The organism is Microbacterium sp. LWH7-1.2, from assembly GCF_038397755.1.
In the GTDB taxonomy this organism is placed as follows: domain Bacteria; phylum Actinomycetota; class Actinomycetes; order Actinomycetales; family Microbacteriaceae; genus Microbacterium.
Genome location: NZ_CP151637.1, coordinates 800,269 through 822,165, shown reverse-complemented (window position 1 = coordinate 822,165; position 21,897 = coordinate 800,269). Strand labels below are relative to the sequence as shown.

The 21,897-nt window shown below is 69.5% G+C and carries 21 protein-coding genes and 2 tRNA genes; 9 read left to right on the top strand and 14 right to left on the bottom strand.

The window, feature by feature from the left end:
• The first annotated feature begins 52 nt into the window (after positions 1–52).
• From MRBLWH7_RS03920 to MRBLWH7_RS03905, 4 genes are all read left to right on the top strand, one after another.
• Entirely contained in the window at positions 53–964 is a 912-nt protein-coding gene (locus tag MRBLWH7_RS03920; RefSeq protein ID WP_341999360.1) for an ACP S-malonyltransferase, read from the top strand.
• A gap of 14 nt (positions 965–978) precedes the next feature.
• Positions 979–1,980: a beta-ketoacyl-ACP synthase III gene (locus MRBLWH7_RS03915; RefSeq protein ID WP_341999358.1), complete on the top strand. Its 1,002-nt coding sequence runs from the start codon at positions 979–981 to the stop codon at positions 1,978–1,980.
• Positions 1,981–2,054: 74 nt separating this feature from the next.
• Positions 2,055–2,303, top strand: a complete 249-nt coding sequence (locus tag MRBLWH7_RS03910) for an acyl carrier protein (RefSeq protein ID WP_013586517.1) — start codon at positions 2,055–2,057, stop codon at positions 2,301–2,303.
• Positions 2,304–2,360: 57 nt separating this feature from the next.
• Positions 2,361–3,599 (top strand): beta-ketoacyl-[acyl-carrier-protein] synthase family protein, encoded by a 1,239-nt coding sequence (locus MRBLWH7_RS03905; protein ID WP_341999348.1) that lies wholly within the window; start codon positions 2,361–2,363, stop codon positions 3,597–3,599.
• A gap of 145 nt (positions 3,600–3,744) precedes the next feature.
• Here the strand turns inward: MRBLWH7_RS03905 and MRBLWH7_RS03900 are convergent, their stop codons facing one another.
• Both MRBLWH7_RS03900 and MRBLWH7_RS03895 read right to left on the bottom strand, forming a co-directional pair.
• Positions 3,745–4,248: a DUF3145 domain-containing protein gene (locus MRBLWH7_RS03900; protein WP_341999345.1), complete on the bottom strand. Its 504-nt coding sequence runs from the start codon at positions 4,246–4,248 to the stop codon at positions 3,745–3,747.
• A 150-nt stretch (positions 4,249–4,398) separates the two neighbouring features.
• Positions 4,399–5,172, bottom strand: coding sequence for a hypothetical protein (locus MRBLWH7_RS03895; protein ID WP_341999342.1), 774 nt, complete (start codon positions 5,170–5,172; stop codon positions 4,399–4,401).
• Positions 5,173–5,336: 164 nt separating this feature from the next.
• Here MRBLWH7_RS03895 and MRBLWH7_RS03890 point away from each other — a divergent pair, with 164 nt between their 5' ends.
• Entirely contained in the window at positions 5,337–7,343 is a 2,007-nt protein-coding gene (locus tag MRBLWH7_RS03890; protein WP_341999339.1) for a DUF262 domain-containing protein, read from the top strand.
• A 63-nt stretch (positions 7,344–7,406) separates the two neighbouring features.
• On the opposite strand, the gene nagE is transcribed toward MRBLWH7_RS03890, so the two are convergent.
• The 3 genes from nagE to MRBLWH7_RS03875 form a co-directional block, all read right to left on the bottom strand.
• Positions 7,407–9,347: an N-acetylglucosamine-specific PTS transporter subunit IIBC gene (gene nagE, locus MRBLWH7_RS03885; protein ID WP_341999336.1), complete on the bottom strand. Its 1,941-nt coding sequence runs from the start codon at positions 9,345–9,347 to the stop codon at positions 7,407–7,409.
• 195 nt (positions 9,348–9,542) lie between these two features.
• A tRNA-Ile gene (locus MRBLWH7_RS03880) sits at positions 9,543–9,616 on the bottom strand.
• A 26-nt stretch (positions 9,617–9,642) separates the two neighbouring features.
• Positions 9,643–10,740 carry a DMT family transporter gene (locus MRBLWH7_RS03875; RefSeq protein WP_341999333.1) on the bottom strand — a complete coding sequence of 366 codons (1,098 nt, stop codon included), beginning with the start codon at positions 10,738–10,740 and terminating at the stop codon, positions 9,643–9,645.
• A 43-nt stretch (positions 10,741–10,783) separates the two neighbouring features.
• Here MRBLWH7_RS03875 and def point away from each other — a divergent pair, with 43 nt between their 5' ends.
• The 3 genes from def (at position 10,784) to MRBLWH7_RS03860 (ending at position 12,538) form a co-directional block, all read left to right on the top strand.
• Positions 10,784–11,350: a peptide deformylase gene (gene def / locus MRBLWH7_RS03870; RefSeq protein WP_341999330.1), complete on the top strand. Its 567-nt coding sequence runs from the start codon at positions 10,784–10,786 to the stop codon at positions 11,348–11,350.
• An 86-nt stretch (positions 11,351–11,436) separates the two neighbouring features.
• Positions 11,437–11,868, top strand: a complete 432-nt coding sequence (locus tag MRBLWH7_RS03865) for a DUF6153 family protein (protein ID WP_341999327.1) — start codon at positions 11,437–11,439, stop codon at positions 11,866–11,868.
• Positions 11,869–11,932: 64 nt separating this feature from the next.
• A complete protein-coding gene (locus tag MRBLWH7_RS03860) occupies positions 11,933–12,538 on the top strand; it encodes a DUF305 domain-containing protein (protein WP_341999324.1) in 606 nt (201 codons plus the stop codon).
• Positions 12,539–12,600: 62 nt separating this feature from the next.
• On the opposite strand, the gene MRBLWH7_RS03855 is transcribed toward MRBLWH7_RS03860, so the two are convergent.
• From MRBLWH7_RS03855 to dusB, 6 genes are all read right to left on the bottom strand, one after another.
• Complete coding sequence (locus tag MRBLWH7_RS03855; RefSeq protein ID WP_341999321.1) at positions 12,601–13,269, bottom strand: hypothetical protein; 669 nt, start codon at positions 13,267–13,269, stop codon at positions 12,601–12,603.
• 66 nt (positions 13,270–13,335) lie between these two features.
• A tRNA-Asn gene (locus MRBLWH7_RS03850) sits at positions 13,336–13,408 on the bottom strand.
• 75 nt (positions 13,409–13,483) lie between these two features.
• Entirely contained in the window at positions 13,484–14,272 is a 789-nt protein-coding gene (locus MRBLWH7_RS03845; protein ID WP_341999318.1) for an ATP-binding cassette domain-containing protein, read from the bottom strand.
• A 50-nt stretch (positions 14,273–14,322) separates the two neighbouring features.
• Positions 14,323–16,188, bottom strand: a complete 1,866-nt coding sequence (gene dnaG / locus MRBLWH7_RS03840; RefSeq protein ID WP_341999315.1) for a DNA primase — start codon at positions 16,186–16,188, stop codon at positions 14,323–14,325.
• On the bottom strand, positions 16,188–17,546 hold the full coding sequence (locus tag MRBLWH7_RS03835) for a deoxyguanosinetriphosphate triphosphohydrolase (RefSeq protein WP_341999313.1): 1,359 nt from the start codon (positions 17,544–17,546) through the stop codon (positions 16,188–16,190). Before MRBLWH7_RS03835 ends, dnaG begins: the two co-directional genes overlap by 1 nt.
• On the bottom strand, positions 17,536–18,702 hold the full coding sequence (gene dusB, locus MRBLWH7_RS03830; protein ID WP_341999311.1) for a tRNA dihydrouridine synthase DusB: 1,167 nt from the start codon (positions 18,700–18,702) through the stop codon (positions 17,536–17,538). Before dusB ends, MRBLWH7_RS03835 begins: the two co-directional genes overlap by 11 nt.
• A gap of 76 nt (positions 18,703–18,778) precedes the next feature.
• Here dusB and MRBLWH7_RS03825 point away from each other — a divergent pair, with 76 nt between their 5' ends.
• Entirely contained in the window at positions 18,779–19,282 is a 504-nt protein-coding gene (locus tag MRBLWH7_RS03825; RefSeq protein WP_341999309.1) for a glutathione peroxidase, read from the top strand.
• Positions 19,283–19,341: 59 nt separating this feature from the next.
• Here the strand turns inward: MRBLWH7_RS03825 and MRBLWH7_RS03820 are convergent, their stop codons facing one another.
• The 3 genes from MRBLWH7_RS03820 to MRBLWH7_RS03810 form a co-directional block, all read right to left on the bottom strand.
• Positions 19,342–20,022 carry a DsbA family oxidoreductase gene (locus MRBLWH7_RS03820; protein ID WP_341999307.1) on the bottom strand — a complete coding sequence of 227 codons (681 nt, stop codon included), beginning with the start codon at positions 20,020–20,022 and terminating at the stop codon, positions 19,342–19,344.
• Positions 20,023–20,087: 65 nt separating this feature from the next.
• Entirely contained in the window at positions 20,088–21,077 is a 990-nt protein-coding gene (locus tag MRBLWH7_RS03815) for a hypothetical protein (RefSeq protein WP_341999305.1), read from the bottom strand.
• A complete protein-coding gene (locus MRBLWH7_RS03810) occupies positions 21,074–21,847 on the bottom strand; it encodes a hypothetical protein (protein ID WP_341999303.1) in 774 nt (257 codons plus the stop codon). Before MRBLWH7_RS03810 ends, MRBLWH7_RS03815 begins: the two co-directional genes overlap by 4 nt.
• Between the last annotated feature and the right edge of the window lie 50 nt (positions 21,848–21,897).

The window sequence follows — 21,897 nt, the reverse complement described above, 5'->3', positions numbered from 1 at the left end:
CTTGTGACGGTGTCGCCAGAACGACCTCTCTGATCCTTGACAGGATGGAACGGTGAGAATCGCGGTCTTCCCCGGGCAGGGATCCCAGTCCCCCGGCTTCCTGACTCCCTGGCTCGAATCGGACGGCGCGGCGGATCGCCTCGCGCTGTACTCCGAGTGGTCGGGCGTCGACCTCGTCGCCGCCGGCACCGAATGGGACGCCGATCAGATACGCGACACCCAGGTGGCGCAGCCGCTCATCGTCGCAGCCAGCCTGCTGTCGTGGAACGCACTGCCCGACCGTGAACGCATCGGCGGCGTCGCCGGGCATTCGGTCGGAGAGTTCGCGGCCGCAGCGGCGGCGGGCGTGCTGAGCGAACAGTCAGCGCTCACCCTGGTCGGCATCCGCGGCCGAGCGATGGCGGAGGCGGCAGCAGCAGCCGAAACGGGCATGAGCGCCGTGATCGGCGGGGACGAGGCATCCGTCCTCGCCCGCCTCGAAGAGCTCGGCCTCTCCCCCGCGAACTACAACGGCGGCGGGCAGCTCGTCGTCGCCGGCGCACTCGACGCCCTCCAGGCTCTCGCGGCCGAGCCGGTCGCCGGCACCCGCGTGATCCCGCTGCAGGTCGCCGGCGCCTTCCACACGCACTACATGGCTCCGGCCGTCGAGACTCTCCGCGCCGCCGCGAACGATCACGACGTCTCCGATCCGGGCGTCACGCTGTGGACCAACCGCGACGGCTCCGCGGCGGCCTCGGGCACCGCATTCGTCGACCTGCTCGTCGACCAGGTCGCTTCACCGGTGCGCTGGGACCTCTGCATGGAGTCTTTCGCCGACGCCGGCGTATCCGGCATCGTGGAGCTGTCCCCCGCGGGCACGCTCGTCGGGCTCGCGAAGCGCGCGCTCCGCGGAGTCCCCGCCGTCGCCGTCAAGACGCCCGCTGACCTGGAGGCCGCCACCGCCCTGGTGGCCGCCGACGCCTGACCGGAGTACCTCGCATGACCCGCAGCCTCATCCAGCCCACCGGTGCCGCCCACACGCGCATCTATTCGTTCGGCGCCGCACGCGGCGAGATCGCGGTCCCGAACGAGGATCTCATCGGCCCGATCGACTCCAGCGACGAGTGGATCCGTCAGCGCACCGGCATCGTCACGCGCACTCGTGCGGTGCCGGAGACCGACGCGATCGATCTGGCAACGGATGCCGCCCGCGAGGCGATCGAGCGCTCGGGTCTGGAACCCTCTCAGATCGACGCCGTGATCGTCGCGACGATCAGCAACCCGAAGCAGAGCCCGTCGGTGTCGGCCATCGTCGCCGACCGCGTCGGGGCGAACCCTGCCGCTGCCTACGACCTGAACGCCGCGTGCGCCGGCTTCGCATACGGCGTGGCTCAGGCCGACGCGCTCGTGCGCGCCGGCGCCGCGCACTACGCGCTGGTCATCGGCACCGAGAAGCTCAGCGACATCGTCGATCCCGCGGATCGCAGCATCTCCTTCCTGCTCGGCGACGGAGCGGGCGCGGCCGTCGTCGGTCCCAGCGACACTCCCGGCATCGGGCCCACCGTCTGGGGCTCCGACGGCTCGAAGTCCGAGGCCGTCGGCATGAACCACACGCTGAAGGAGTTCCGGGACGGCGTCGCGCCGTGGCCGACGCTTCGCCAGGAGGGCCCTACGGTCTTCCGCTGGGCCGTCTGGGAGATGGTGAAGGTCGCGCGCCAGGCGCTCGAGGCCGCCGGGATCGAGGCATCCGATCTCGCCGCCTTCGTGCCCCACCAGGCGAACATGCGCATCATCGACGAATTCGCCAAGCAGCTCGGCCTTCCCGATACCGTGCTGATCGGCCGTGACATCGAGACGACCGGCAACACCTCGGCGGCCTCCATCCCGCTGGCCACCCACCGTCTGCTCGAGGAGCACCCCGAGCTCAGCGGCGGACTCGCGCTCCAGATCGGCTTCGGCGCCGGGCTGGTTTTCGGCGCGCAGGTCGTCGTCCTTCCCTGACGCGGCGAACCGCGACCCTAGACTGATTCCCGGCCCGCTCGGGCACGCCTACCCCTAACAAACAGGAGAATCCCATGGCATTCACCAACGACGAGGTCCTCGCGGGACTCGCGGAGCTCATCACCGACGAGACCGGTATCTCGGCCGACGAGGTCGCGCTCGAGAAGTCGTTCACCGACGACCTCGACATCGACTCGATCTCGATGATGACGATCGTCGTCAACGCCGAGGAGAAGTTCGGCGTCACCATCCCGGACGACGAGGTCAAGAACCTCAAGACCGTCGGCGACGCCGTCACCTTCATCACGTCGAACCAGGCGTAGGACCATCCCGGTGGGGGCCGCGGCCCCCACCGGCCAGCATCACGAGGACTCTGATCCATGAGCACACCCCGTATCGTCGTCACCGGCATCGGCGCGTCGACCCCGATCGGCGGCACCGCGCCCGAGAGCTGGTCGGCGCTGCTGAGCGGCGCATCCGGCACGCACACCATCGAGCAGGAATGGGTCGAGGAGTACCAGCTCCCCGTCACCTTCGCCGCGCAGGCGCTCGTCCGGCCCGACACGGTGCTGGAGCGTCCGGTCGCCAACCGCCTCGACCCGTCCGCGCAGTTCGCGCTCGTCGCCGCGTTCGAGGCGTGGGAGGACGCAGGGAAGCCGGAGGTCGAGCCGGAGCGGTTCGCCGTCGACTTCGCGACCGGCATCGGAGGCCTCCAGACGACGCTTGCCGGCTGGGACACGCTCAAGACCAAGGGTCCTCGCCGGGTCATGCCAATGAGCGTTCCGATGCTCATGCCGAACGCCCCCGCCGCCGCCGTCTCGATGCACCTGAACGCCCGCGCCTACGCGCGGACCGTCGCCTCAGCGTGCGCGTCGAGCACCGAGTCGCTCGTCAACGCCTTCGAGAGCCTTCGAGCGGGTCGCGCCGACGTCGTCATCGCCGGCGGAGCCGAGGCGGTCATCCACCCACTCACGATCGCCGCCTTCGCCGCGATGCAGGCACTGTCCAAGCGCAACGACTCCCCCGAGACCGCGTCGCGGCCGTACAGCGTCGATCGCGACGGGTTCGTCATGGGCGAAGGCGCGGCGGCCCTGGTCCTCGAGACCGAGGAGCACGCCAAGGCCCGCGGCGCGAGGATCTACGGCGAGGTCGTGGGCGGCGGCGTGACGGCCGACTCGTACCACATCACGGCCCCGGAGCCGGAGGGCCTGGGTGCTTCGCGTGCCGTCCGTCTCGCGCTCGAGCAGGCGGGTGCGACGCCCGACGAGGTCACGCACATCAACGCGCACGCCACGTCGACCCCCACCGGCGACATCGCCGAGTACAAGGCGCTGCTGAGCGTCTTCGGCGACCGCGTCCATGAGATCCCCGTCTCTGCGACGAAGGGCGCGACCGGCCACCTGCTGGGCGGCACCGGCGCGCTCGAGGCGATCTTCACGCTCCTCGCGCTGCGCGAGCGTCAGGCGCCGCCGACCATCAACGTCAGCACACAGGACCCCGACATCCCGCTGCGCATCTCGGGTTCGCCCCTCGCCCTCGGCGCCGGCGACCAGCTCGCGATCAGCAACTCGTTCGGCTTCGGCGGCCACAACGCCGTCGTCGCCTTCCGCTCGGTCTGACGACACCTGACGCGAAGACGCCCCCGGTGAAGCCGACCGGGGGCGTCTGTCGTGTCAGGCGGCGGTTCGCGGTCCCGCGACCCGGGATTCACGGCCTCCGAGCCTCGGTAGTGGCGCCTCGCGCCGCCTGCGTCTGTGGGGTTGTTCAGCCGACCTTGTGCAGCCAGACGACGGGGGCGTCGTCGCTCGCGTGCCGGAACGGCTCGAGCTCCTCGTCCCACGCGGCCCCCAGCGCGACATCGAGTTCGCGCTGCAGCTCGAACGCGTCGCCACCGGCGATCTCCATCGCATAGCGGATCCGGTCCTCGCCGATCACGACGTTGCCCGCGGTATCGGTCTGTGCGTAATGGATGCCGAGACCGGGCGTGTGCAGCCAGCGACCGCCGTCGCTGCGGGGGGTGGGATCCTCCGTGACCTCGAACCGCAGGTGCTCCCAGCCGCGGATCGCCGTGGCGAGGGCGGACCCGGTCCCCGCGGCACCCTCCCAGTAGAACTCGGAGCGCCTGCTGCCGGTCAGCACCGGCTGATCCGCCCAGTCGAAGCTGACGGCGCGGCCGAGGGCTCGCCCGACTGCCCACTCGAGGTGGGGGCACAACGCTCTTGGCGCGGAGTGAATGAAGATCACCCCACGCGCTTTGTGTGTCGCCATGATCTCTCCGTTCGTCAGGTGCGTCTTCCCCTACGACCTGTGACGGTGTCATGACGTGCTGTTCGGTTGTGCTGCCGCCATTATCGCGGAGAGGGCCCGGAAATCACAAGACTGTGATTCCCGGGCCCTCTCCGATCAGGCAGGCGGTGCTCAGGCCTCGCTCATGGCCTGGACCTCGGCCTTGCCCTTGGCGGCGTAGTACGCGGCACGCGCGGCGTCGCGGCGGGCCTGCTCGGCCTGACCGGCGTCGAGCACCTCCTGCGCGACCTCGAACTGCGGTGCGGTGGGCACGGCGTGGTACTTCTCCATGTAGGCGTCGAGCTCGGGGCCGGACTCCCACGAGGTGATGAGGCAGTAGCGCGGCTCGGTGCCGTCGTGATGAACGGCGTGCCACAGGCGCTGCGTGTCGACGATGAGCTGAGCGCCCGCGGGAAGCGCGACGCGGTACTCGATGCTGGGGTCGGTGCGGTTCTCCCGCAGCACGAAGTAGCTGTTCTTGTCGTCGGTGAGGTTGAAGAAGCCGCGCACGACCCAGCCGGTGCCGTCGGGGTTGAGGCGGTTGTTGTCGTCCTGGTGGAGGTTGTACAGCGCGTCGGCGTACGTGTTCGGCTGCAGTTCGATGATGCGGCAGCGGCCGACGTTGGCGCCGGGCTCCTGCGCGCGACGGGTCAGGGTCGGCGCCTTTTCGGTCTGCTCGGGGATCCAGACGCCGTCCTTGTCGGTGCGCGGCGGTGTGTGGTTCCAGAACCCGTTGCACTCGATCTCGCCCTTGGCGGACGCGAGCGGCGCGAAGCGGGTGTCGCCCGACGACTTCCAGTCGACGTACTCGATCGAGAGCCACTCCTTCGGGTCGACCTCCTCACCGTAGGAGTCGAGCACCACGAAGCCGGTCTCATCGAGAATGGCGGACTTGATGTAACCCATGACGAATCATGCCTTTCGGTCAGTGAGCCAGCACGTTTTAACAGGCTCAACTTAGGTAAGCCTACCTCGGGGGTCTGAACGCCCCCGAAGCCCGCGCCGTGAATAACCGGCGGCCGCTGCAGCCCCGCTCCGAGGCGGGGAGCCCGGCCTAGACTGGACGGGCCATGGTCACTGCCACGAACGTCGATGCCACTGCTGTCAACACCATCGGCTGGCTCTCCGCCGCGGACTGGACGATCGTGGTCCCGGTGTATCAGCGGCAGTACCGGTGGGACATCGGCGGGTGCGAGCAGCTGCTCGCCGACATCCGTGCGGTCGCGGATCTCGACGATCGGCAGATGCACTTCATCGGATCGATCCTCTCCTCCGCGAGCGGCGAGGGGTCGGACGCGGAACTCGTGCTGATCGACGGACAGCAGCGCACGACGACGCTCATGCTGCTGGTCGCAGCTCTGCACCACACGGTGCGCGAAACGGATCCCGACCTCGCCGATCAGCTCCAGCGCGTTCTCGTCCACTCGCACGACGACGCGCGCACGAAGCTTCGTCCGCACCGGGCGTGGGCGTCGGTGTTCGAACGCGTCGTGCTCGACCTCCCGCTCGCAGCCGGGGAGCACCGCGACTCGCGGTTCGACGACAATTACGCGTTCTTCCGCAGCCAGATCAGTCTCGAGGAGGCGCCGCGCATCTGGCGGGGACTCCAGAAGCTCGAGCACGTTGCGATCACGCTCGGCGCCGGCGCCAACGCGCAGCAGATCTTCGAGAGCCTCAACTCCACCGGCGAGCCGCTGCGCGACCACGAACTCATCCACAACTACGTGCTGATGGGGCTGAATCACTCCGAGCAACGCGAGATCGAAGTCGACTACTGGCAGGTGATCGAGCAGAACACGGGCGATTCGATCGCGGAGTTCTGGCGGCAGTACCTCGTCATGCGGACCGGCCGCGAGGTGACCGTCGTCGGCGGCCGCGGCGTGTACGACGCCTTCCGCCACGAGTTCCCCCGGCTCGACTTCGAGGGCCTCCTGCATCATGCGGACGAGTGGCGCGAACTCTCCCGCGTGTACCGCATCCTGCTCCGGCCGAACGAGGCTCTGGATGCCGGTATCGCGCGCCACCTCGCCTACCTCAGCACGTTCGGCACCGGAATGTACCCGCTGGTCATGCGGGCGTACCGCGACTTCGAGCGGGGATCGCTCGGGCGCGACGAACTGATCGACACGCTCGAGATGGTGCAGTCGCTGCTCGTGCGTCGCGCTGTCGTCGGCACGGGCGTTGACCGCCTCGTCGCCCGGCTGTGCCGGGCCCGCGAGGACGGCGCAGGTGCGCTCGTGTCGGCGATCTCACGCATCACGCCGTCCGACGAGCGCGTCGCTGTCGCCCTCAAGTACTCGGAACTCCCCCACGCGGCCTACGTCCTCGGCCGCATCGCCGGGGTGGACGGAGCGGGGGGCCTCGACGTCGAGCACATCTTCCCGCTCGCCCCCGGCGACGGCTGGTCGGGCGACGGCGTCCGCGAGTGGGCGTCGTACACCGACGACGAGCAGAACAGCCATCGCGCGCTCGCGAAGACGATCGGCAACCTCACGGTTCTCGAGGAGGACCTCGCCGTCCGCGCCTTCGACCGGTCGTTCCCCGAGAAGCAGGCGCTGTACGCCCGCAGCGCCGTCTCGACCACGGCCGAGCTCGCCGACCTGCCCTCATGGGGCACGGCCGCGATCGCGGAACGATCGACGCGGCTCACCGGACGGTTCGTCGAGGTCTGGAAGCGTCCGGGCGGCCCGGCGATCGACGATGACGGCCTGACCCCGATCCTCGACGCCGTCCGCCGCCGCGGATGGCCCCCGGGCTGGCACCGCGAGTGGTCGTACGTCGAGTACTGCGGCGAGCACTGGGAGGTGCCCGACGTCAAGTACCTCTTCAACCGCGTCTTCAAGCGGCTCTGGGCGGACGCCCGAGAGGCGGTCGTCGCGTACAGCGCGCGCCGGGGCGGCCCGGTCTACACGGCGCAGTCCTGGAACGGCCAGTGGGACCGCCTCGACGACCAGCACTCGCTCTACATGGGCTGGGACTCCAGCTACATGCTGAGCGCCGTGCAAGGCGTGCTCGAAGAGGCGGGCCTGGCCCCCGACGTCTTCGTCAAGTACTCCTACATCGGCAACGCGATGTGAAGACGGGACGGATGCCTCGGGGCCGAGGCATCCGTCCCGTTCATCGTGTCCGGGACGCGGGTGTCACTCGAAGGCGACGGCCGCGTTCTCGTTGTTGAGCACGATCACCGGAGTGATCGAGGGGTGTCCGGCCGCCTGGATCTTCGCGAGGTCGAAGCGCAGGAGCGGCGTTCCCGCCGTGACCTTCTGCCCCTTCTCGACGAGGGTCTCGAACCCGTCGCCCTTCATCCCGACGGTGTCGATGCCGACGTGGATCAGCAGCTCGGTGCCGTCGTCGAGCACGAGCGCCACCGCGTGACTGCTGTCGAACGTGGCGCCGATGGTGCCGTCGGCCGGCGCGACGACCGTGTCGCCGGTCGGCTCGATCGCGATGCCCGGCCCCATGATGCCCTGGGCGAACGTCGGGTCGGGCACTGCGGACAGCGGCACGACCTTGCCCTCGAGCGGCTGGCGCAGGGTGACGGTGGTGGTCGCGGGCGTGTCGGTCAGCACCGCGGTGCCGCCGGCGGCAGGGGCGATCGCCGGCTCGGGCGCCGCACCTGACGGCGCCGCGACCTCACCCGCGATGATCTGCTCCATCGCGTCCTTCACGAACTGGACGTTCGTGCCGTAGACCACCTGCACCGACTTGCCGCCCGGTTTCATGGTGCCCGCGGCGCCCGCGCGCTTGAGCGCGGTCTCGTCGACCTTGCTGACGTCGTCGATCTCCATACGCAGGCGCGTTGCGCAGTTCTCCAGTTCGAGGATGTTGTCTTTTCCGCCGAGCGCGTCGATGAAGCGGCTGCCGGTGACGAGGTACTTGTCGTCGGCGACGTGTGTGTCGTACTCCGTCCCCTCCCCGAGGATGTCGTCGTCCTCGCGGCCCGGGGTCTTCAGGTTGAACCGCTTGATGAAGAAGTAGAACACCCCGAAGTAGATGAAGAACCAGAAGACACCCATCACGGGGATCAGCCACGGGTTCTGCGCCATCGGGTTCATCCAGTTGAGGACGAGGTCGATGAAGCCGCCCGAGAAGCCGAAGCCCATGCGCACGGGCAGGATCTGACTGATCGCCATCGAGATGCCCGTGAACAGGGCGTGGGTGACATACAGCACGGGCGCCAGGAACATGAAGGCGAACTCGAGAGGTTCGGTGACGCCCACGAAGAAGGACGAGATCGCGCCGCCGAGGAGGATTCCGTAGGCGAGCTTCTTGCGCGTGGTCTTCGCGGTGAGGTACATGGCGAGGGCGGCTCCCGGCAGGCCGAACATCATGATCGGGAAGAAGCCGGTCATGTACTGGCCGGTGACGCCGTACGTGCCTTCGCCGGACAGGAAGTTGTTCAGATCGTTGATGCCGGCGACGTCGAACCAGAACACCGAGTTGAGCGCGTGATGCAGTCCCACGGGGATGAGGAGCCGGTTGAGGAAGCCGTAGATGCCCGTACCGAAAGGCCCGAGCGTGACGATCCACTCGCCGAACGTGACGAGACCGCCGTAGACCCATGGCCAGATGAAGAATAGAGCGATGGCGACGACCAGCGACGCGCCGGCGGTGACGATCGCGACCGAACGCTTGCCCGAGAAGAACGAGAGTGCATCCGGGAGCTTCGTGTCTTTGAAGCGGTTGTAGCAGAACGCGCCGATCAGACCGCAGATGATGCCGACGAAGACGTTCTGCACCTTGAGGAACGCGGGATCGACCTCGTTGACGTCGGCGATCCCCGTGTAGAGGGCGACCGTCTCAGGCTTGAGGAGGGTCGTCACCACGAGCCACGACACGAGCCCGGCCAACGCCGAGGTGCCGTCGGACTTCTGCGCCATGCCGAGCGCGATGCCGACGGCGAACAGCAGCGCCATGTTGTCGAGCAGCGAGCCGCCGGCGGCGCCGAGGAACGCGGAGACGAGGTTGGGACTCTTTCCGCCGTTGCTGATCCAGTAGCTGATGCCGGACAGGATCGCAGCCACCGGCAGCACAGCCACCGGGAGCATGATCGACCTGCCGAGCCTCTGCAAGAACTTCATCGTTCGCCTCCATCAGGAGCCAGGGACATTGATGTCGCTGACGCTACAGGCAAACCGAGGCGCCCGTCACTGCTTCCCCCTCCGAAAGTTAGGGGTATGAACGAATTTCTCATCCGGCCGTTATCCGCGGGCCGGCGGATGCGGTGGAACGCGTCGAGGCCCGCCGCGATGCATGATCGCGACGGGCCTCTCGGGTAGGGCGGGTGGGACTTGAACCCACGATCGTCGGGTTATGAGCCCGCTGCCTTGACCAGCTTGGCCACCGCCCCGCGCACTGATGAGTGCGTGGACGAGCCTACCTGCCCGGCTTGCCCTCTGCCTCGTCGGCCGGGTCCTTCACGGGTGGTTCCGGCCACACCTTGGCGACGGCCTCGGTCACCTTTATCGATGCCGTGTGCGGGTGCGCGGCATCCGTCGCCCGTCCGGCGCTCCCCCGCTGGATCGGGAGCTCCTGGCTCTCGCTGAGCACCTGAGGGTGATGACGGGCGAGCTGGAACACGCCCCACACGGCGACCGCGCCGACCAGCGCGAACGAGATGTAGACCCAGAGAGGTGCGCCGGCGGCCTCCTGCAGCACCGTCAGCCCGATGAAGATCGCGACGATGGGATCGATGACGGTGAGGCCGGCGACGACGAGGTCGGGAGGCCCGGAGGCATACGCGTTCTGCACGAAATAGGCGCCGACGATGGCGCCTGCGATGAGGGCCGCGAGGCAGGTGAACGTCAGCCAGTTGAAGTCCTGGGCCTGGATGCGGACGATGACGACCTTCGCGAGCGTCGCGACGAAGCCGTAGATGACACCGGCGGCGATGATGTAGAAAAGGGCGCCCATGCGCTTGCGAAGCCATATCCACAGTCCCGCGAAGACGATCGTGACGACGCCCAGCAGCACCAGGATGGTGATCAGCTGACCGTTGGAAACCGGCTTCTCGGTCGCGAACAGTGCCGCGATCGTCACGAAGATGAAGATGCCGCCGACGCACGCGCCGATCGCGGTCAGCGAGCGCCTGGTCGGCTTGTGACCGCTGATCTGCGCGTTCAGCAGGGTCGTGATGACGAGGGCGATCGCCCCGAGAGGTTGCACCACGATGAGCGGCGCGTACGCCAACGCCGACAGCTGGCACACGATGGCGAGCGCCAACATCACCGTGCCGATCACCCAGGACGGTCGCGCGAGGAGCTTCAGCAGGTGGCTCGCACCGAGCCCGCCGTTGCTCTGGGAACCGTAGAGCCGCTCGACCTTGGTGACGCCGCGGTGCTGGTACTGCGCGCCGAACGACATGAAGACGGCGCCGAGCAGGGCCAGCGGGATGCCGATGAGGATGCCGGGGTTCTGGAACGCGCCGACGAGCTGATCGCCCACGTCCTCGAGCTCAACCGCCGTCCACACCACACAACGACACTAGCCGCAGGCGCCGGTCGATAGGCTCAAGGGCGTGGCTGTTCTCCCGATTCGCATCATGGGCGATCCCGTCCTGCACTCCCCCGCGTCCGTCGTCGAAGAGATCACGGACGAGATCCGCACCCTGGTCGCCGACATGTTCGAGACGATGGATGCCGCACCCGGCGTGGGTCTCGCGGCTCCGCAGGTGGGCGTGCCGCTGCGCATCTACACCTACGCGTACGCCGACGACGACGGGAAGCCTTGGCGCGGCGTGATCATCAATCCCGAACTGTGGATGAAGTCGCTCGAGCCGGGTGCCCCCGACCCCGACGAGGAGTCCGAGGGATGCCTGTCGTTCCCCGGCGAGCGGTTCCCGTTGCGCCGATCCGACGAGGTGCTGGTGACCGGCACGGACCTGGAGGGCGAGCCCGTCCGCATCCAAGTCGACGGCTGGCGCGCGCGGATCATGCAGCACGAGTTCGACCACCTCGACGGCATCCTCTACGTCGACCGCCTCGACGACGGAGATTGGAAGACCGTGCAGAAGATCGCGCGCAAGCGCGGTTGGGGCCGACCCGGAAGTTCCTGGACGCCCGGCATCGACGACCTCGACGCCTGAGCAGCGCTGTGACGCTATACCCTCAGGGGGTATCGCGATAGACTCGTCGGCACGCTGACCGCGTACCGACGTCGAGGGGTGAACGGATGCCGCTTCCGCAGCCTGCGCCCCGTTCGACGCGCATTGGGCTCGGCGCCCACGTCCTGATGATCGCGGCGATCGTGCTGGGACTGCTCGGGATGCACGTGCTCGCTTCGCAGGGGTCGCATGCCGCGCATGGATCGCCACCCACGGCGGTGGCGACGTCCATGGAGTCCCGTACGGCGCCGCATCATGCGCACGACGGCGCGATCGTCGAGACCGACCCCACGCTCGCCGAGACCTCCCTGCCGAACGTGTGGGCCGTCGTCTGCGTCGTCGCACTCCTCCTCACGGTGATCCTCGTCGCGCCGAACGGCTCCTCGTGGCTGATCGGGCGGCGCGATGCGTCCTGGAGGGCCGCGGCCCTCGGGGTGCCCGTCGACCGTGCTCCGCAGCATCCCCCCTCTCTCACCCTTCTCTCGATCAGCCGGACGTGAGCCGTCCGGCGCCCGACCCGTCGGGCGCTTGACCGCCATACCCGGACGACAGAGAGAAGAAGAAATGAATCACCGCAAGCGCGCCCTCATCGCCGCACTCCCCCTTGCCATCGCCCTCGGGCTGGCGGGGTGTGCGAACGGGTCCGACGGCCCGGGTTCGATGCCCGGAATGGACCACGGGTCGCGGACGCCGTCGGGCTCTGCGAGCTCCGTATCGATGGCCGACCAGATGTTCGTCGTCATGATGATCCCGCACCACGAGCAGGCGATCGAGATGTCGGACATGATCCTCGAGAAGGACGGAGTAGACCCCGCCGTCGTCCAGCTGGCGGAGCGGATCAAGGCCGCCCAGGGTCCCGAGATCGAGCTCATGGAAGGATGGCTCGGTGAGTGGGGTGTCGCGGACGACCCCGCTGCCTCGGGGAGCATGGATCACGGCGACGGGATGATGTCGGAGGCCGACATGACCGCGCTCGGTGCGGCCGGGGGGACGGAAGCCGGCCGCATCTTCCTGGAGCAGATGGTCGTGCACCACGAAGGCGCGGTCGAGATGGCGGAGGCCGCCCTCGCCGACGGCCAGGATCCGGATGTTCTCGCCCTCGCCCAGCGCGTGATCGACGACCAGACGGCCGAGATCGCCGAGATGCAGGAGCTCCTGACGATGCTCTAACTGGCCCCGTGCAGCCGTGGACCGGGTCGTCCGCACGATCCGGCCCACGGCTGCGGCGGTGATCAGGCGGTGGCCGCCGCGCTCCGTCGGTTCTGTCGCTCGACCCAGCGGCGGAGCTCCGCCTCGGCTCCGGGCGGAGCCTGCGCGATGACGTTCATCCCCTGGCGCACGAAGGTCGTGCCCGTGATCATCGGGCCCCAGATCCGGGCCGTGGAGAGTTCCCCGGTGTCGACGTCGCGTACCTGCACCTGCGTCGTGTCGGTGGCCTTGCGCGGCCGTGCCTTACCCGCGACGTGCTGCACGACCAGAACCGGAAGCCCATGTGCGGCCGCGGTGGAGATCACGGTATCGAGATCGTGGGCAGCCCACTGACTTCGGATGCCGCGCACCGTCCAGAGGGCGACGAGCACGACCGCGATCGTCGCGATACCCGTGGGGACGAGCCACACGCTCGCCGCTGCGAACACCAGCGACCACAATGCGATGCCCCGGACCGCGAGAAGGATCGCGATGATCGACGGCACGAGCGCGAGGAAGAGCCAGGGCGCCGGCGCCGAGATCGGGAACATCCAGGGTCCACCCCCGAAAAGCACGACGAGCCCGACCCAGAGGACCGTGGTGCCGAACACGCCCAGCGCGAGCAGCAGCGGGATCGAGCGGTAGATGGGCGCCGGGGCGGGTACGTCGCCCTCGACGGCAAGACGCGGCGAAGGCTTCGCGCGAGCCGCCATGTGCACTCCTCGATGTGGGTCCCCGGGGACGAAGAAAGCCTCGGGGGTGGAGCCCCGAGGCCTTCGCTCCCCCACTTGGACTCGAACCAAGAACCTATCGGTTAACAGCCGATTGCTCTGCCAATTGAGCTATGGAGGAATGTTCCGCACTCTCGTGCGGGCAACCAGTCCATACTAGCAAAGCTCAACCCGTGCTCATGACCACGCGGGCGGCTCAGTAGTTGACCAGCCGTTGATCGGCCCGGCCGTCGGGCGTCCACAGCAGATCCTGCGTTCCGTGTCCGAAGGCGACCGCGTGCCCCGCCCGCAGCACGAGGACGTCCGCGTCGAGTTCACGTACGACATCCGGCTCATTCGTCACGACGAGGGCCGCCATGTCGAGTTCACGCCGCCGGCGGAGCACCGCCTCGCGCGCCGCCTTGCGCACCTCGACGTCCATGTTGGCGAAGGGCTCGTCGGCGATCAGAACGCGAGGTTGGAGCACCAGCGCCCGGGCCAGGGCCACGCGCTGGCGCATGCCCGCGCTGAGCTCGTACGGGTATTTGGGAGCGGCGCCGAGCGGCAGCAACAGCTCGTCGAGGAGCGACGCCACCCGCACCGCGAGTGCGCGTGCGCTGACGCGTCGGTCGCGGCTCGTGATGGGCTCGCCGATCACCTCGGCGACGGTGAGGCGTGCCGGCAGCCGGGCCCCGGCGGACTGCGGGACGTACCCGGCGTAGTACGTGAGATACCGATGAGCGCGGCGGGGGCGCCGCACCGCCACCCCCTCGACGAGACCGCGGCCCCCGACGACGGCGAGGCCGGGTTCGTCGGCGCCTGCCAGCACCGCCGCCAGCGACGACTTGCCGGAGCCCGTCGGCCCCATCAGCGCGAGGATGCCCCCATGCGGCAACGTGAACGAGACGCCGTCGACGACGCGCTGGGCTGAACCCCCGCGCCCGGAGCGGGCGATCGACAGATCGGAACAGTCGATCGCGACATCCGCGTCTCGTCGAGGAGCCATGTCCTCATCCTGCCCTGCGGCCGGCGCCGACGCCAGCCGACGGGATCAGATCAGGATCCCTCGTCGGCCAGCGCCTGTCGCTGGGCGTCGAGCTCCCGCAGGCGCAGCCGGATCGTGCGGCCCTCTTCGGAGTCCGCGGGCACCCGCTGGATCGCTCCGAGCAGCTCCGCCTTCTCGCGGTCGAATCCGCGCATCACCAGGCGGCGTGCGAGGTCGCTCGCCGAGGAGACCGCCTCATCGTCGCTCAGAGCGGGGAAGTCGGCGGCGAGAAGCTCCGCGGCGAGCGACCGGTAGGGCTCGCGGACGGTGGCGACGGCATCCACCGCCCAACCGGGGCGCTGCATCCCCGGAGCGTCGCGCACGGCGACGCGCACGGCGTCCAGAGCCGGATGCCGGAACGGCAGGTCGAGCGCGCGAGCGACCAGTGACGGGTCCATGCGGTGGCCGAACTGCAGCACACCCATCAGCGCGTCGCGCTCGATCCCGACGTCGGGCGTGCGCGGAAGGGTCCCGAGCGTGACGCGCAGGGCGCCGTCGACCACCGGCGGCTCGGCCGGCTCGGACGTGCCGGGCGCGGCGTCGCGTCGGCCGCCCCCGTTGCTCCGGCCCGCACGCTCGACCTCCCGGCGGACGTCCTCGGTGTCCATGCCGAGTCGTCGGGCGAGCACACGCACGTACTCGGGCTGCAGGAGCGGGTCGCGCAGCTCGGCGACCACCGGAGCCGCCGTCCGCAGCGCGCCGACCCGCCCTTCGACGCTTCGCAGGTCGTAGCCCGAGATGCGCTGATCGAGCACGAACTCGACCATGGGCACCTTCGTCTCGAGCAGCGCGCGCACGGCGCCATCGCCACGGGCGAGGCGCAGGTCGCACGGATCGAGCCCTTCCGGACCGGTGGCGACATACGTCTGCGCGTTGAATCGCTTGGCATCGGCGAAGGCGCGCAGCGCCGCCTTCTGCCCCGCGGCATCCGGGTCGAAGGTGAAGACGACCTCGCCGGACGTGGAGTCGTCTCCCATCACGCGCCGGAGCACCGTGATGTGGTCGGATCCGAACGCGGTGCCGCATGTCGCGATCGCGGTCGTGACGCCTGCCAGGTGGCATGCCATCACGTCGGTGTAGCCCTCGACCACGACCACCTGGTGCTGGCGGGAGACCTCGCGCTTGGCGAGGTCGAGGCCGTAGAGCACCTGCGCCTTCTTGTAGATCGTCGTCTCAGGCGTGTTCAGGTACTTGGGGCCGTTGTCGTCGTCGAACAGTCTGCGCGCGCCGAACCCGATCACCTGCCCGGTGACATCGCGGATCGGCCAGACCACGCGGCCACGGAAGCGGTCGTAGACGCCGCGCTGCCCCTGCGACACGAGGCCGGCGGACGAGAGCTCCTCGTCGGTGAACCCCTTGGCGCGCAGCGCCTTGGTCATTCCCTCCCAGCCCTTGGGGGCGAACCCGACGCCGAAGTGGGCCGCAGCGCCCGCGTCGAAGCCGCGCTCACCGAGGAAGCGTCGCGCGATGTCCGCCTCAGGCGCCATGAGCTGCGAGCGGAAGAACTCCGCGGCCGCCGCGTTCGCGGCGTACAGGCGCGCGCGGCCGGTGTGCTCAGGGGCGGCGCCACCGTCCTCATAGTGCAGCGCGTAGCCGATGCGGCCCGCCAGCCGTTCGACGGCCTCGGTGAAGGTCACGTGGTCCATCGCGCGCAGGAACGAGTACACGTCACCGGACTCGCCGCAGCCGAAGCAGTGGTAGAAGCCGGCCTGCGGGCGCACGTTGAAGCTCGGACTGCGTTCGTCGTGGAACGGGCAGAGCCCCTTCATCGAGCCGACACCGGCGGACTTGAGCGCGACCCGCTCGCCGATGATGTCGGCGATGTTCGTGCGCGCCTTGACCTCGTCGACGTCCGCCTGGCGGATGCGCCCCGCCATCAGCGCGCCTCGGAAGCGCGGAACGCGCGGGAAGCCGTGTCCATGGGGCGTGCGCCCGGTGCCCACACGCCGACGGATGCGGCGTCCACCGGCTCGACGAGCGACCCGTGCCACGCGATCGCGAGCTGGTCGGTGAGACTGGCGACCTGGTCGACGACGACGCGGCGGCGCGCAGCATCCGTCTCGGCCGCCGCGAAGTCCTCCGCGTGCAGCGCGTCGAGGGCGCCGGGGCGCTCCCACAGAGCGGTGGCGAGGCGCTTGAGGAGGCGGCGCTGCTCCTTGTAGAGGTCCTTGCGTCCTTCGATCGACACGACTGCGGCACCGATGATGCCCTTGAGCACTGCCATCTCGGCCTCGACGATGCGGGGCACGATGAGGTGGCCGCGATAGCGCGTGAGCACGGACGTCGGGTACGACTCGCGCGTAGCCGTCGTCGCGGCGCGCGCGAAGCGGCCGATGAGGTCTGAGGTGAGGTTCTTGAGGCGCGCGAGCGCGGCACGGGTGCCGTCGAAGGCGTCGATCCACTCGGGCATGCGGGTGAGCCGGAACAGCGCGTCCTCGAGCTCGTCACGGGCGAAGTCGAAACCCACCCAGGACTGGATCGCGGTGAGGAGCCACTCGTGCTCGCGCGGATCGACCAGGCGCGCCGGGTCGAGGTAGCCGTTGACGATCGCGTCCTCGAAGTCGTGGACCGAGTAGGCGATGTCGTCGGAGAGGTCCATGACCTCGGCCTCGATGCAGCGGAGCCGGCCCGGCGCACCGGCGCGGATCCAGCGGAACACCTCTTCGTCTTCGGGGTAGACGCCGAACTTGAGCCGGCCGCCCGGGTCGGGCAGGGGGTGATCGGCGGTCCACGGGTACTTGCACGAGGCGTCGAGGCTCGCGCGGGTGAGGTTCAGACCGAAGCTGCGCCCGTCGGTGTCGACCACCTTCGGCTCGAGCCGCGTGAGGATGCGCAGGGTCTGCGCGTTGCCCTCGAAGCCGCCGACGTCCTCGGCCCACTCATTCAGTGCGCGTTCGCCGTTGTGGCCGAAGGGCGGGTGCCCGAGGTCGTGGCTGAGGCAGGCCGTGTCGACGACGTCGGCGGCGAGGTCGAGAGCGGTCGCCAGCTCGCGGCCGACCTGGGCGACCTCCAGCGAGTGGGTGAGGCGGTTGCGCGCGAAGTCGGCGGGACTCGCGGGGCTCAGCACCTGCGTCTTCGCGGCGAGGCGTCGCAGAGCCGCGGAGTGCAGCACACGGGCGCGGTCGCGGGCGAAGTCGCCGCGCTGCGAGCGGTGGCGTTCGGCGTGGAAGCGGGCGGCGTCGGCGTCGTCGTACCCCACCGGGCGCTCCGACGTGCCGGCCAGGTCAGCCGCCACTGTGGTCGAGTTCCGCTTCGGCGATCGCGGTCGTGGCCTCGGCGCTGAGCTCGCGCGACTCGAGCCAGCGGTCGGGCAGAGCGGGGCGCTTCGGCGTGCCGGCGCGCCCGCGCTGGCCCTCCGCCGCCGCGCCCGGATACGGGGCGTCGGCGTCGAGGGTCGCGAGGAGATCGTCGATCTCGGCGAGACTCGACGCGGTCGCCAGGCTCGCGCGGAGCTCCCCGCCGACCGGGTAGCCCTTGAAGTACCACGCGACGTGCTTGCGGATGTCGCGGCAGCCGCGGTCCTCGTCCTCGAGGAACTCCACGAGCAGCTCCGCGTGCCGGCGGAACGCGCGGGAGACGAAGCCGAGGGTCGCGTCGACCGGCTCAGCCGGTGCGGCACCGGGGCCGCCGAGCGCACGGGCGAGGTCACCGAACAACCAGGGACGCCCGAGGCATCCGCGCCCGACGACGACGCCGTCGCAGCCGGTCTCGTCGATCATGCGCACGGCGTCGTCGGCCGACCAGATGTCGCCGTTGCCGAGCACGGGGACGCTGGTGACGGCTTCCTTGAGCTTCGCGATCGACGACCAGTCCGCCTCGCCCGAGTAGAACTCCGACGCGGTGCGCGCGTGCAGGGCGACGGCGGCCACGCCGGCGTCCTCGGCGATGCGGCCCGCATCGAGGTAGGTGAGGTGGTCGGCGTCGATGCCCTTGCGCATCTTGACCGTGAGGGGGATGTCGCCGGCAGCGCGCGCCGCGCGCCTCACGATCTCGCGGAACAGGCCCAGCTTCCAGGGCAGCGCCGCTCCCCCGCCCTTGCGGGTGACCTTGGGGACGGGGCATCCGAAATTCAGATCTATGTGATCGGCGCGATCCTCCTCGACGAGGAGGCGCACGGCCGCCTCGGTGGTGGCCGGGTCGACGCCGTACAGCTGGATCGAGCGGGGGGTTTCGGACTCGTGGTGCGTGATCAGGCGCATCGTCGTCGCGTTGCGCTCCACAAGGGCGCGCGTCGTGATCATCTCGCTGACGTAAAGACCGGCTCCGTATTCGCGGCAGAGGCGCCGGAAAGCCGTGTTGGTGATGCCCGCCATCGGCGCGAGCACCACGGGGGCGTCGAGTTCGATGGGCCCGATGCGCAGCGTCGGCGCGGGGGCGAGGGCAGTCGTCACGCGTTCCATTCTCTTACAGGAATCCGTTCCTTGGCTGAACGGCCGCGCCCCTGTGCAGAGGGCTTAGCCTGGGACGATGACCAAGGCCACGCTCACCGACTTGCGCGAGATCCCCTTCGACACCGCCGACGGCGGCACGGCCACCCTCTCGGAGTACGGCGACCAGGTGGTCCTCGTGGTCAACGTCGCCTCGAAATGCGGCCTGACCCCGCAGTACGAGCAGCTCGAGCAGTTGCAGCGTGCCTACGCCGACCGCGGCTTCACGGTCCTGGGCTTTCCCTGCAACCAGTTCATGGGTCAGGAGCCGGGGTCGATGGACGAGATCCTCGAGTACTGCTCGGTCACGTGGGGGGTGACGTTCCCCGTCTTCGACAAGATCAAGGTGAACGGTCCCGGCGCCGCCCCGGTCTACAAGGCACTGAAGAAGGCACGCGACGCCGAGGGTAAGAAAGGCCCGATCGTCTGGAACTTCGAGAAGTTCGTCCTGACGCCTGAGGGCGGCATCCACCGCTTCCGTCCGAACGTCAAGCCCGACGACCCGGCGATCGTCGAGGTCATCGAGGCGAACCTTCCTCGCTGACCCCGACCGACCGAACGGGCCCCCGCGATCGATCGCGGGGGCCCGTTGTCGTGCGGGGCTCAGGCGTCGACGTCGGCGGGCTCGCGGTGCTCGGACCACACCTGGCGCACGATCTGCGCGAAGGCCTCGGCCGGCTGCGCCCCCGACACGCCGTACTTGCCGTCGATCACGAAGAAGGGCACCCCGTTGATGCCGTAGGCCGCTGCCTGCGCCTGATCGGCCCGCACCGCGTCGAGGTAGCGGCCGCTCTGCAGGGCCTGCCGTGCGGCTTCGGCGTCGAGGCCCGCATCCGCCGCGAGGTCGACGAGCTCGTCCTCGCGACCGAGGTGGCGCCCCTCGGTGAAGTACGCGGCCATCAGCCGCTCGGCGAGCTGGTGCTGCCGCCCCTGCTCCTTCGCGAAATGCAGGAGCTCGTGGGCCTTCACGGTGTTGGTGTGCTTGAGGAGGTCGAAGCGGTACTCCAGGCCGGCTTCGGCGGCGACGCCGGTGACGCGCTCGAGCATCTGCTGCACCTGGGTGCGCGGCATGCCCTTGTGCTTCGCGAGGAAGTCGAGCTCGTCGCCTTCGAAGTCGACGGGGGTGTCGGGCGACAGCTCGAACGAGTGGAACGTCACCTCCACGGCCGGGGCGTCGTCGTCGGCGGATGCCGCGGCCAGTCCGTTCTCGAGATTCCGCTTGCCGATGTAGCACCAGGGGCAGGCGATGTCGCTCCACACGTCGATCTTGATGGCGTCCGTCATGCTGAGGACAACCGCGCGCGTCCGCGCATCTATTCCGCCGAATGCGTCGCCGTCGGTGAGGATGCTCAGGGAGTCGGCGGATCGGCGTCGGGCACGAACCGGAATCTCACCCGGACGTCGTCGTACGGCACCACGAGGGTCGAGGCATCCGGTGACCACGAGTCCGGCACGAGGTACAGGCGTCCGCCACCCTGCGCGAGCAGCCGGAGGCCGAAGTAGCGGTACCCGAACGTCTGCGGGGCGGCCGCAGGATCTTCGACGGATGCTTCGTCCCCGAGCTGCTGGAAGGTGATCGCGTCGTTGCCCGGGAAGAGCCGCTCACGCGTGTCGAGCACGACGGCGGGAAGCGTGGTGAGGTCGGCGGCGAGGGAGCGCGCCTGTCCGAGGCCCCACCACTGCGCGATGGTCGCGGTAGACCAGAACGTTCCGGCGATCATCACGAGGACGAGCAGCACGACCACGCCTCTCCCACCGCTCGAAGGGTCGAGGGCGCGCACGGTGGCGGACGCGTAGGCGGCGAGTCCCGCGCCGATCGCGAGGAACAGCGGCGTGAGGAGCTGGCCGTACGTCCATTCTGGAACGAACGGCACGAGGAAGGCCAGGCCGAGACCGGCGAGGATGAAGCCGATCCCCGTCCACGCCAGGATGCCGATCACCCGGCGCTGCGTCGGGCGCTCCCGGGTCAGCAGCCACTTCCGCAGGGCGCGGTGGCCCAGGATCGCCGCGGCGGCGAGCAGGGTGAGCACCATGACCGGGATGAAGAGGGCGCCGGGGCTTCGCATCACGAACTCCTGCGAGCTCAGCCCGATGATGTCGACGTCGACCCCGAAGTACCGGAAGAACTCTCGGGTCGAGACATAGCCGAAGTAGAAGAGCAGTGCGGTGACCAGCGTGAGCGGAGCGACGAACGAGGAGAGGAAGCCCATCCACTTCTCGAAGCCGAGGCCGGGCTCGGCCGGACGCCGCTCTGCGCGCAGGGGCGTTTCGCGCAGGTGCGCTTCGGGATCGCCCGTCGCGGAGGGCTCCGAGGGCGTGGTCGCCGGGCGATCGGTCACCGGCGCTCCTCCTCCGGCGACGGCGACTGTGCAGGCTCGGGCGACTCGTCCAGCTGCTGCTCCTCCTGCTGCTCACCTTCCTGCTGCGAGTCCTGGTCCTGCTCGGCGGACGGCTCGGGGTCGTTGACGATGATCGGCGGCCCCGGCTCGACCTCGCGCGCGGCGACCTGGTCGCAGATCTCGGCGGTCGGGCACTCGAGTGTGCCGCGGAAGGTGATCGCGGTGCCGTCCTGGAAGTCGGCGGCGGGACGGAGGACGAGGCTGCAGAAGATGCCCGACTCGTTCGCCTGGACGACCATGCCGAGGCACGAGCGGTCCGCTCCCCGAGTGCCGCACACGCTGCCGTCCACCCGCAGGCCCGGCCGATCCGTCACGGCGTTCTCGAAGGTGAAGCTGACGCCCTCGGGTACAGGATCGCCTCCCCAGAACACCGCGATCGTCTTGCACCAGAGCCCGTCCTCGATGACCTCGGCCGTGCCCTGATCGCCGTACGCGGGACCGCCGTACTGAGCGACGGGGCCCGTGCGGACGCGGTCCTGGGCGGGATCCTCACCACCGTCGGAGTCCACCTGCGCCTGTTCGTCGGCGCCGCCGTCGGCCTCGCCGTCGGCGGTGCCCTCGTTCGTCTCGTCCGGCGAAGCGGACGGGCTCGCCGTCGCTGTGCGTCCCGCGTCCTCCGCGGTCACAGCGGTCGCGCATCCCGTGACGGCGAAGACGACGGCGAGGCTCAGGACGGCGGCGAGGCCCACCCGGGGCCGTGACAGCGCCATATCGCGCCTCCTGACCGGCCGCATGCGCGGCTCACGTCAATGATGAGGGC

Coding starts and splice junctions, on each gene's coding strand:
- MRBLWH7_RS03900 (WP_341999345.1), bottom strand. CDS start 4,248: ATGGCGACACACAAAGCGCGTGGGGTGATCTTCATTCACTCCGCGCCA.
- MRBLWH7_RS03895 (WP_341999342.1), bottom strand. CDS start 5,172: ATGGGTTACATCAAGTCCGCCATTCTCGATGAGACCGGCTTCGTGGTG.
- MRBLWH7_RS03890 (WP_341999339.1), top strand. CDS start 5,337: ATGGTCACTGCCACGAACGTCGATGCCACTGCTGTCAACACCATCGGC.
- MRBLWH7_RS03860 (WP_341999324.1), top strand. CDS start 11,933: ATGAATCACCGCAAGCGCGCCCTCATCGCCGCACTCCCCCTTGCCATC.
- MRBLWH7_RS03865 (WP_341999327.1), top strand. CDS start 11,437: ATGCCGCTTCCGCAGCCTGCGCCCCGTTCGACGCGCATTGGGCTCGGC.
- MRBLWH7_RS03820 (WP_341999307.1), bottom strand. CDS start 20,022: ATGACGGACGCCATCAAGATCGACGTGTGGAGCGACATCGCCTGCCCC.
- MRBLWH7_RS03905 (WP_341999348.1), top strand. CDS start 2,361: ATGAGCACACCCCGTATCGTCGTCACCGGCATCGGCGCGTCGACCCCG.
- MRBLWH7_RS03910 (WP_013586517.1), top strand. CDS start 2,055: ATGGCATTCACCAACGACGAGGTCCTCGCGGGACTCGCGGAGCTCATC.
- MRBLWH7_RS03915 (WP_341999358.1), top strand. CDS start 979: ATGACCCGCAGCCTCATCCAGCCCACCGGTGCCGCCCACACGCGCATC.
- MRBLWH7_RS03810 (WP_341999303.1), bottom strand. CDS start 21,847: ATGGCGCTGTCACGGCCCCGGGTGGGCCTCGCCGCCGTCCTGAGCCTC.
- MRBLWH7_RS03845 (WP_341999318.1), bottom strand. CDS start 14,272: ATGGCTCCTCGACGAGACGCGGATGTCGCGATCGACTGTTCCGATCTG.
- dnaG (WP_341999315.1), bottom strand. CDS start 16,188: ATGGCGGGGCGCATCCGCCAGGCGGACGTCGACGAGGTCAAGGCGCGC.
- MRBLWH7_RS03855 (WP_341999321.1), bottom strand. CDS start 13,269: ATGGCGGCTCGCGCGAAGCCTTCGCCGCGTCTTGCCGTCGAGGGCGAC.
- nagE (WP_341999336.1), bottom strand. CDS start 9,347: ATGAAGTTCTTGCAGAGGCTCGGCAGGTCGATCATGCTCCCGGTGGCT.
- MRBLWH7_RS03825 (WP_341999309.1), top strand. CDS start 18,779: ATGACCAAGGCCACGCTCACCGACTTGCGCGAGATCCCCTTCGACACC.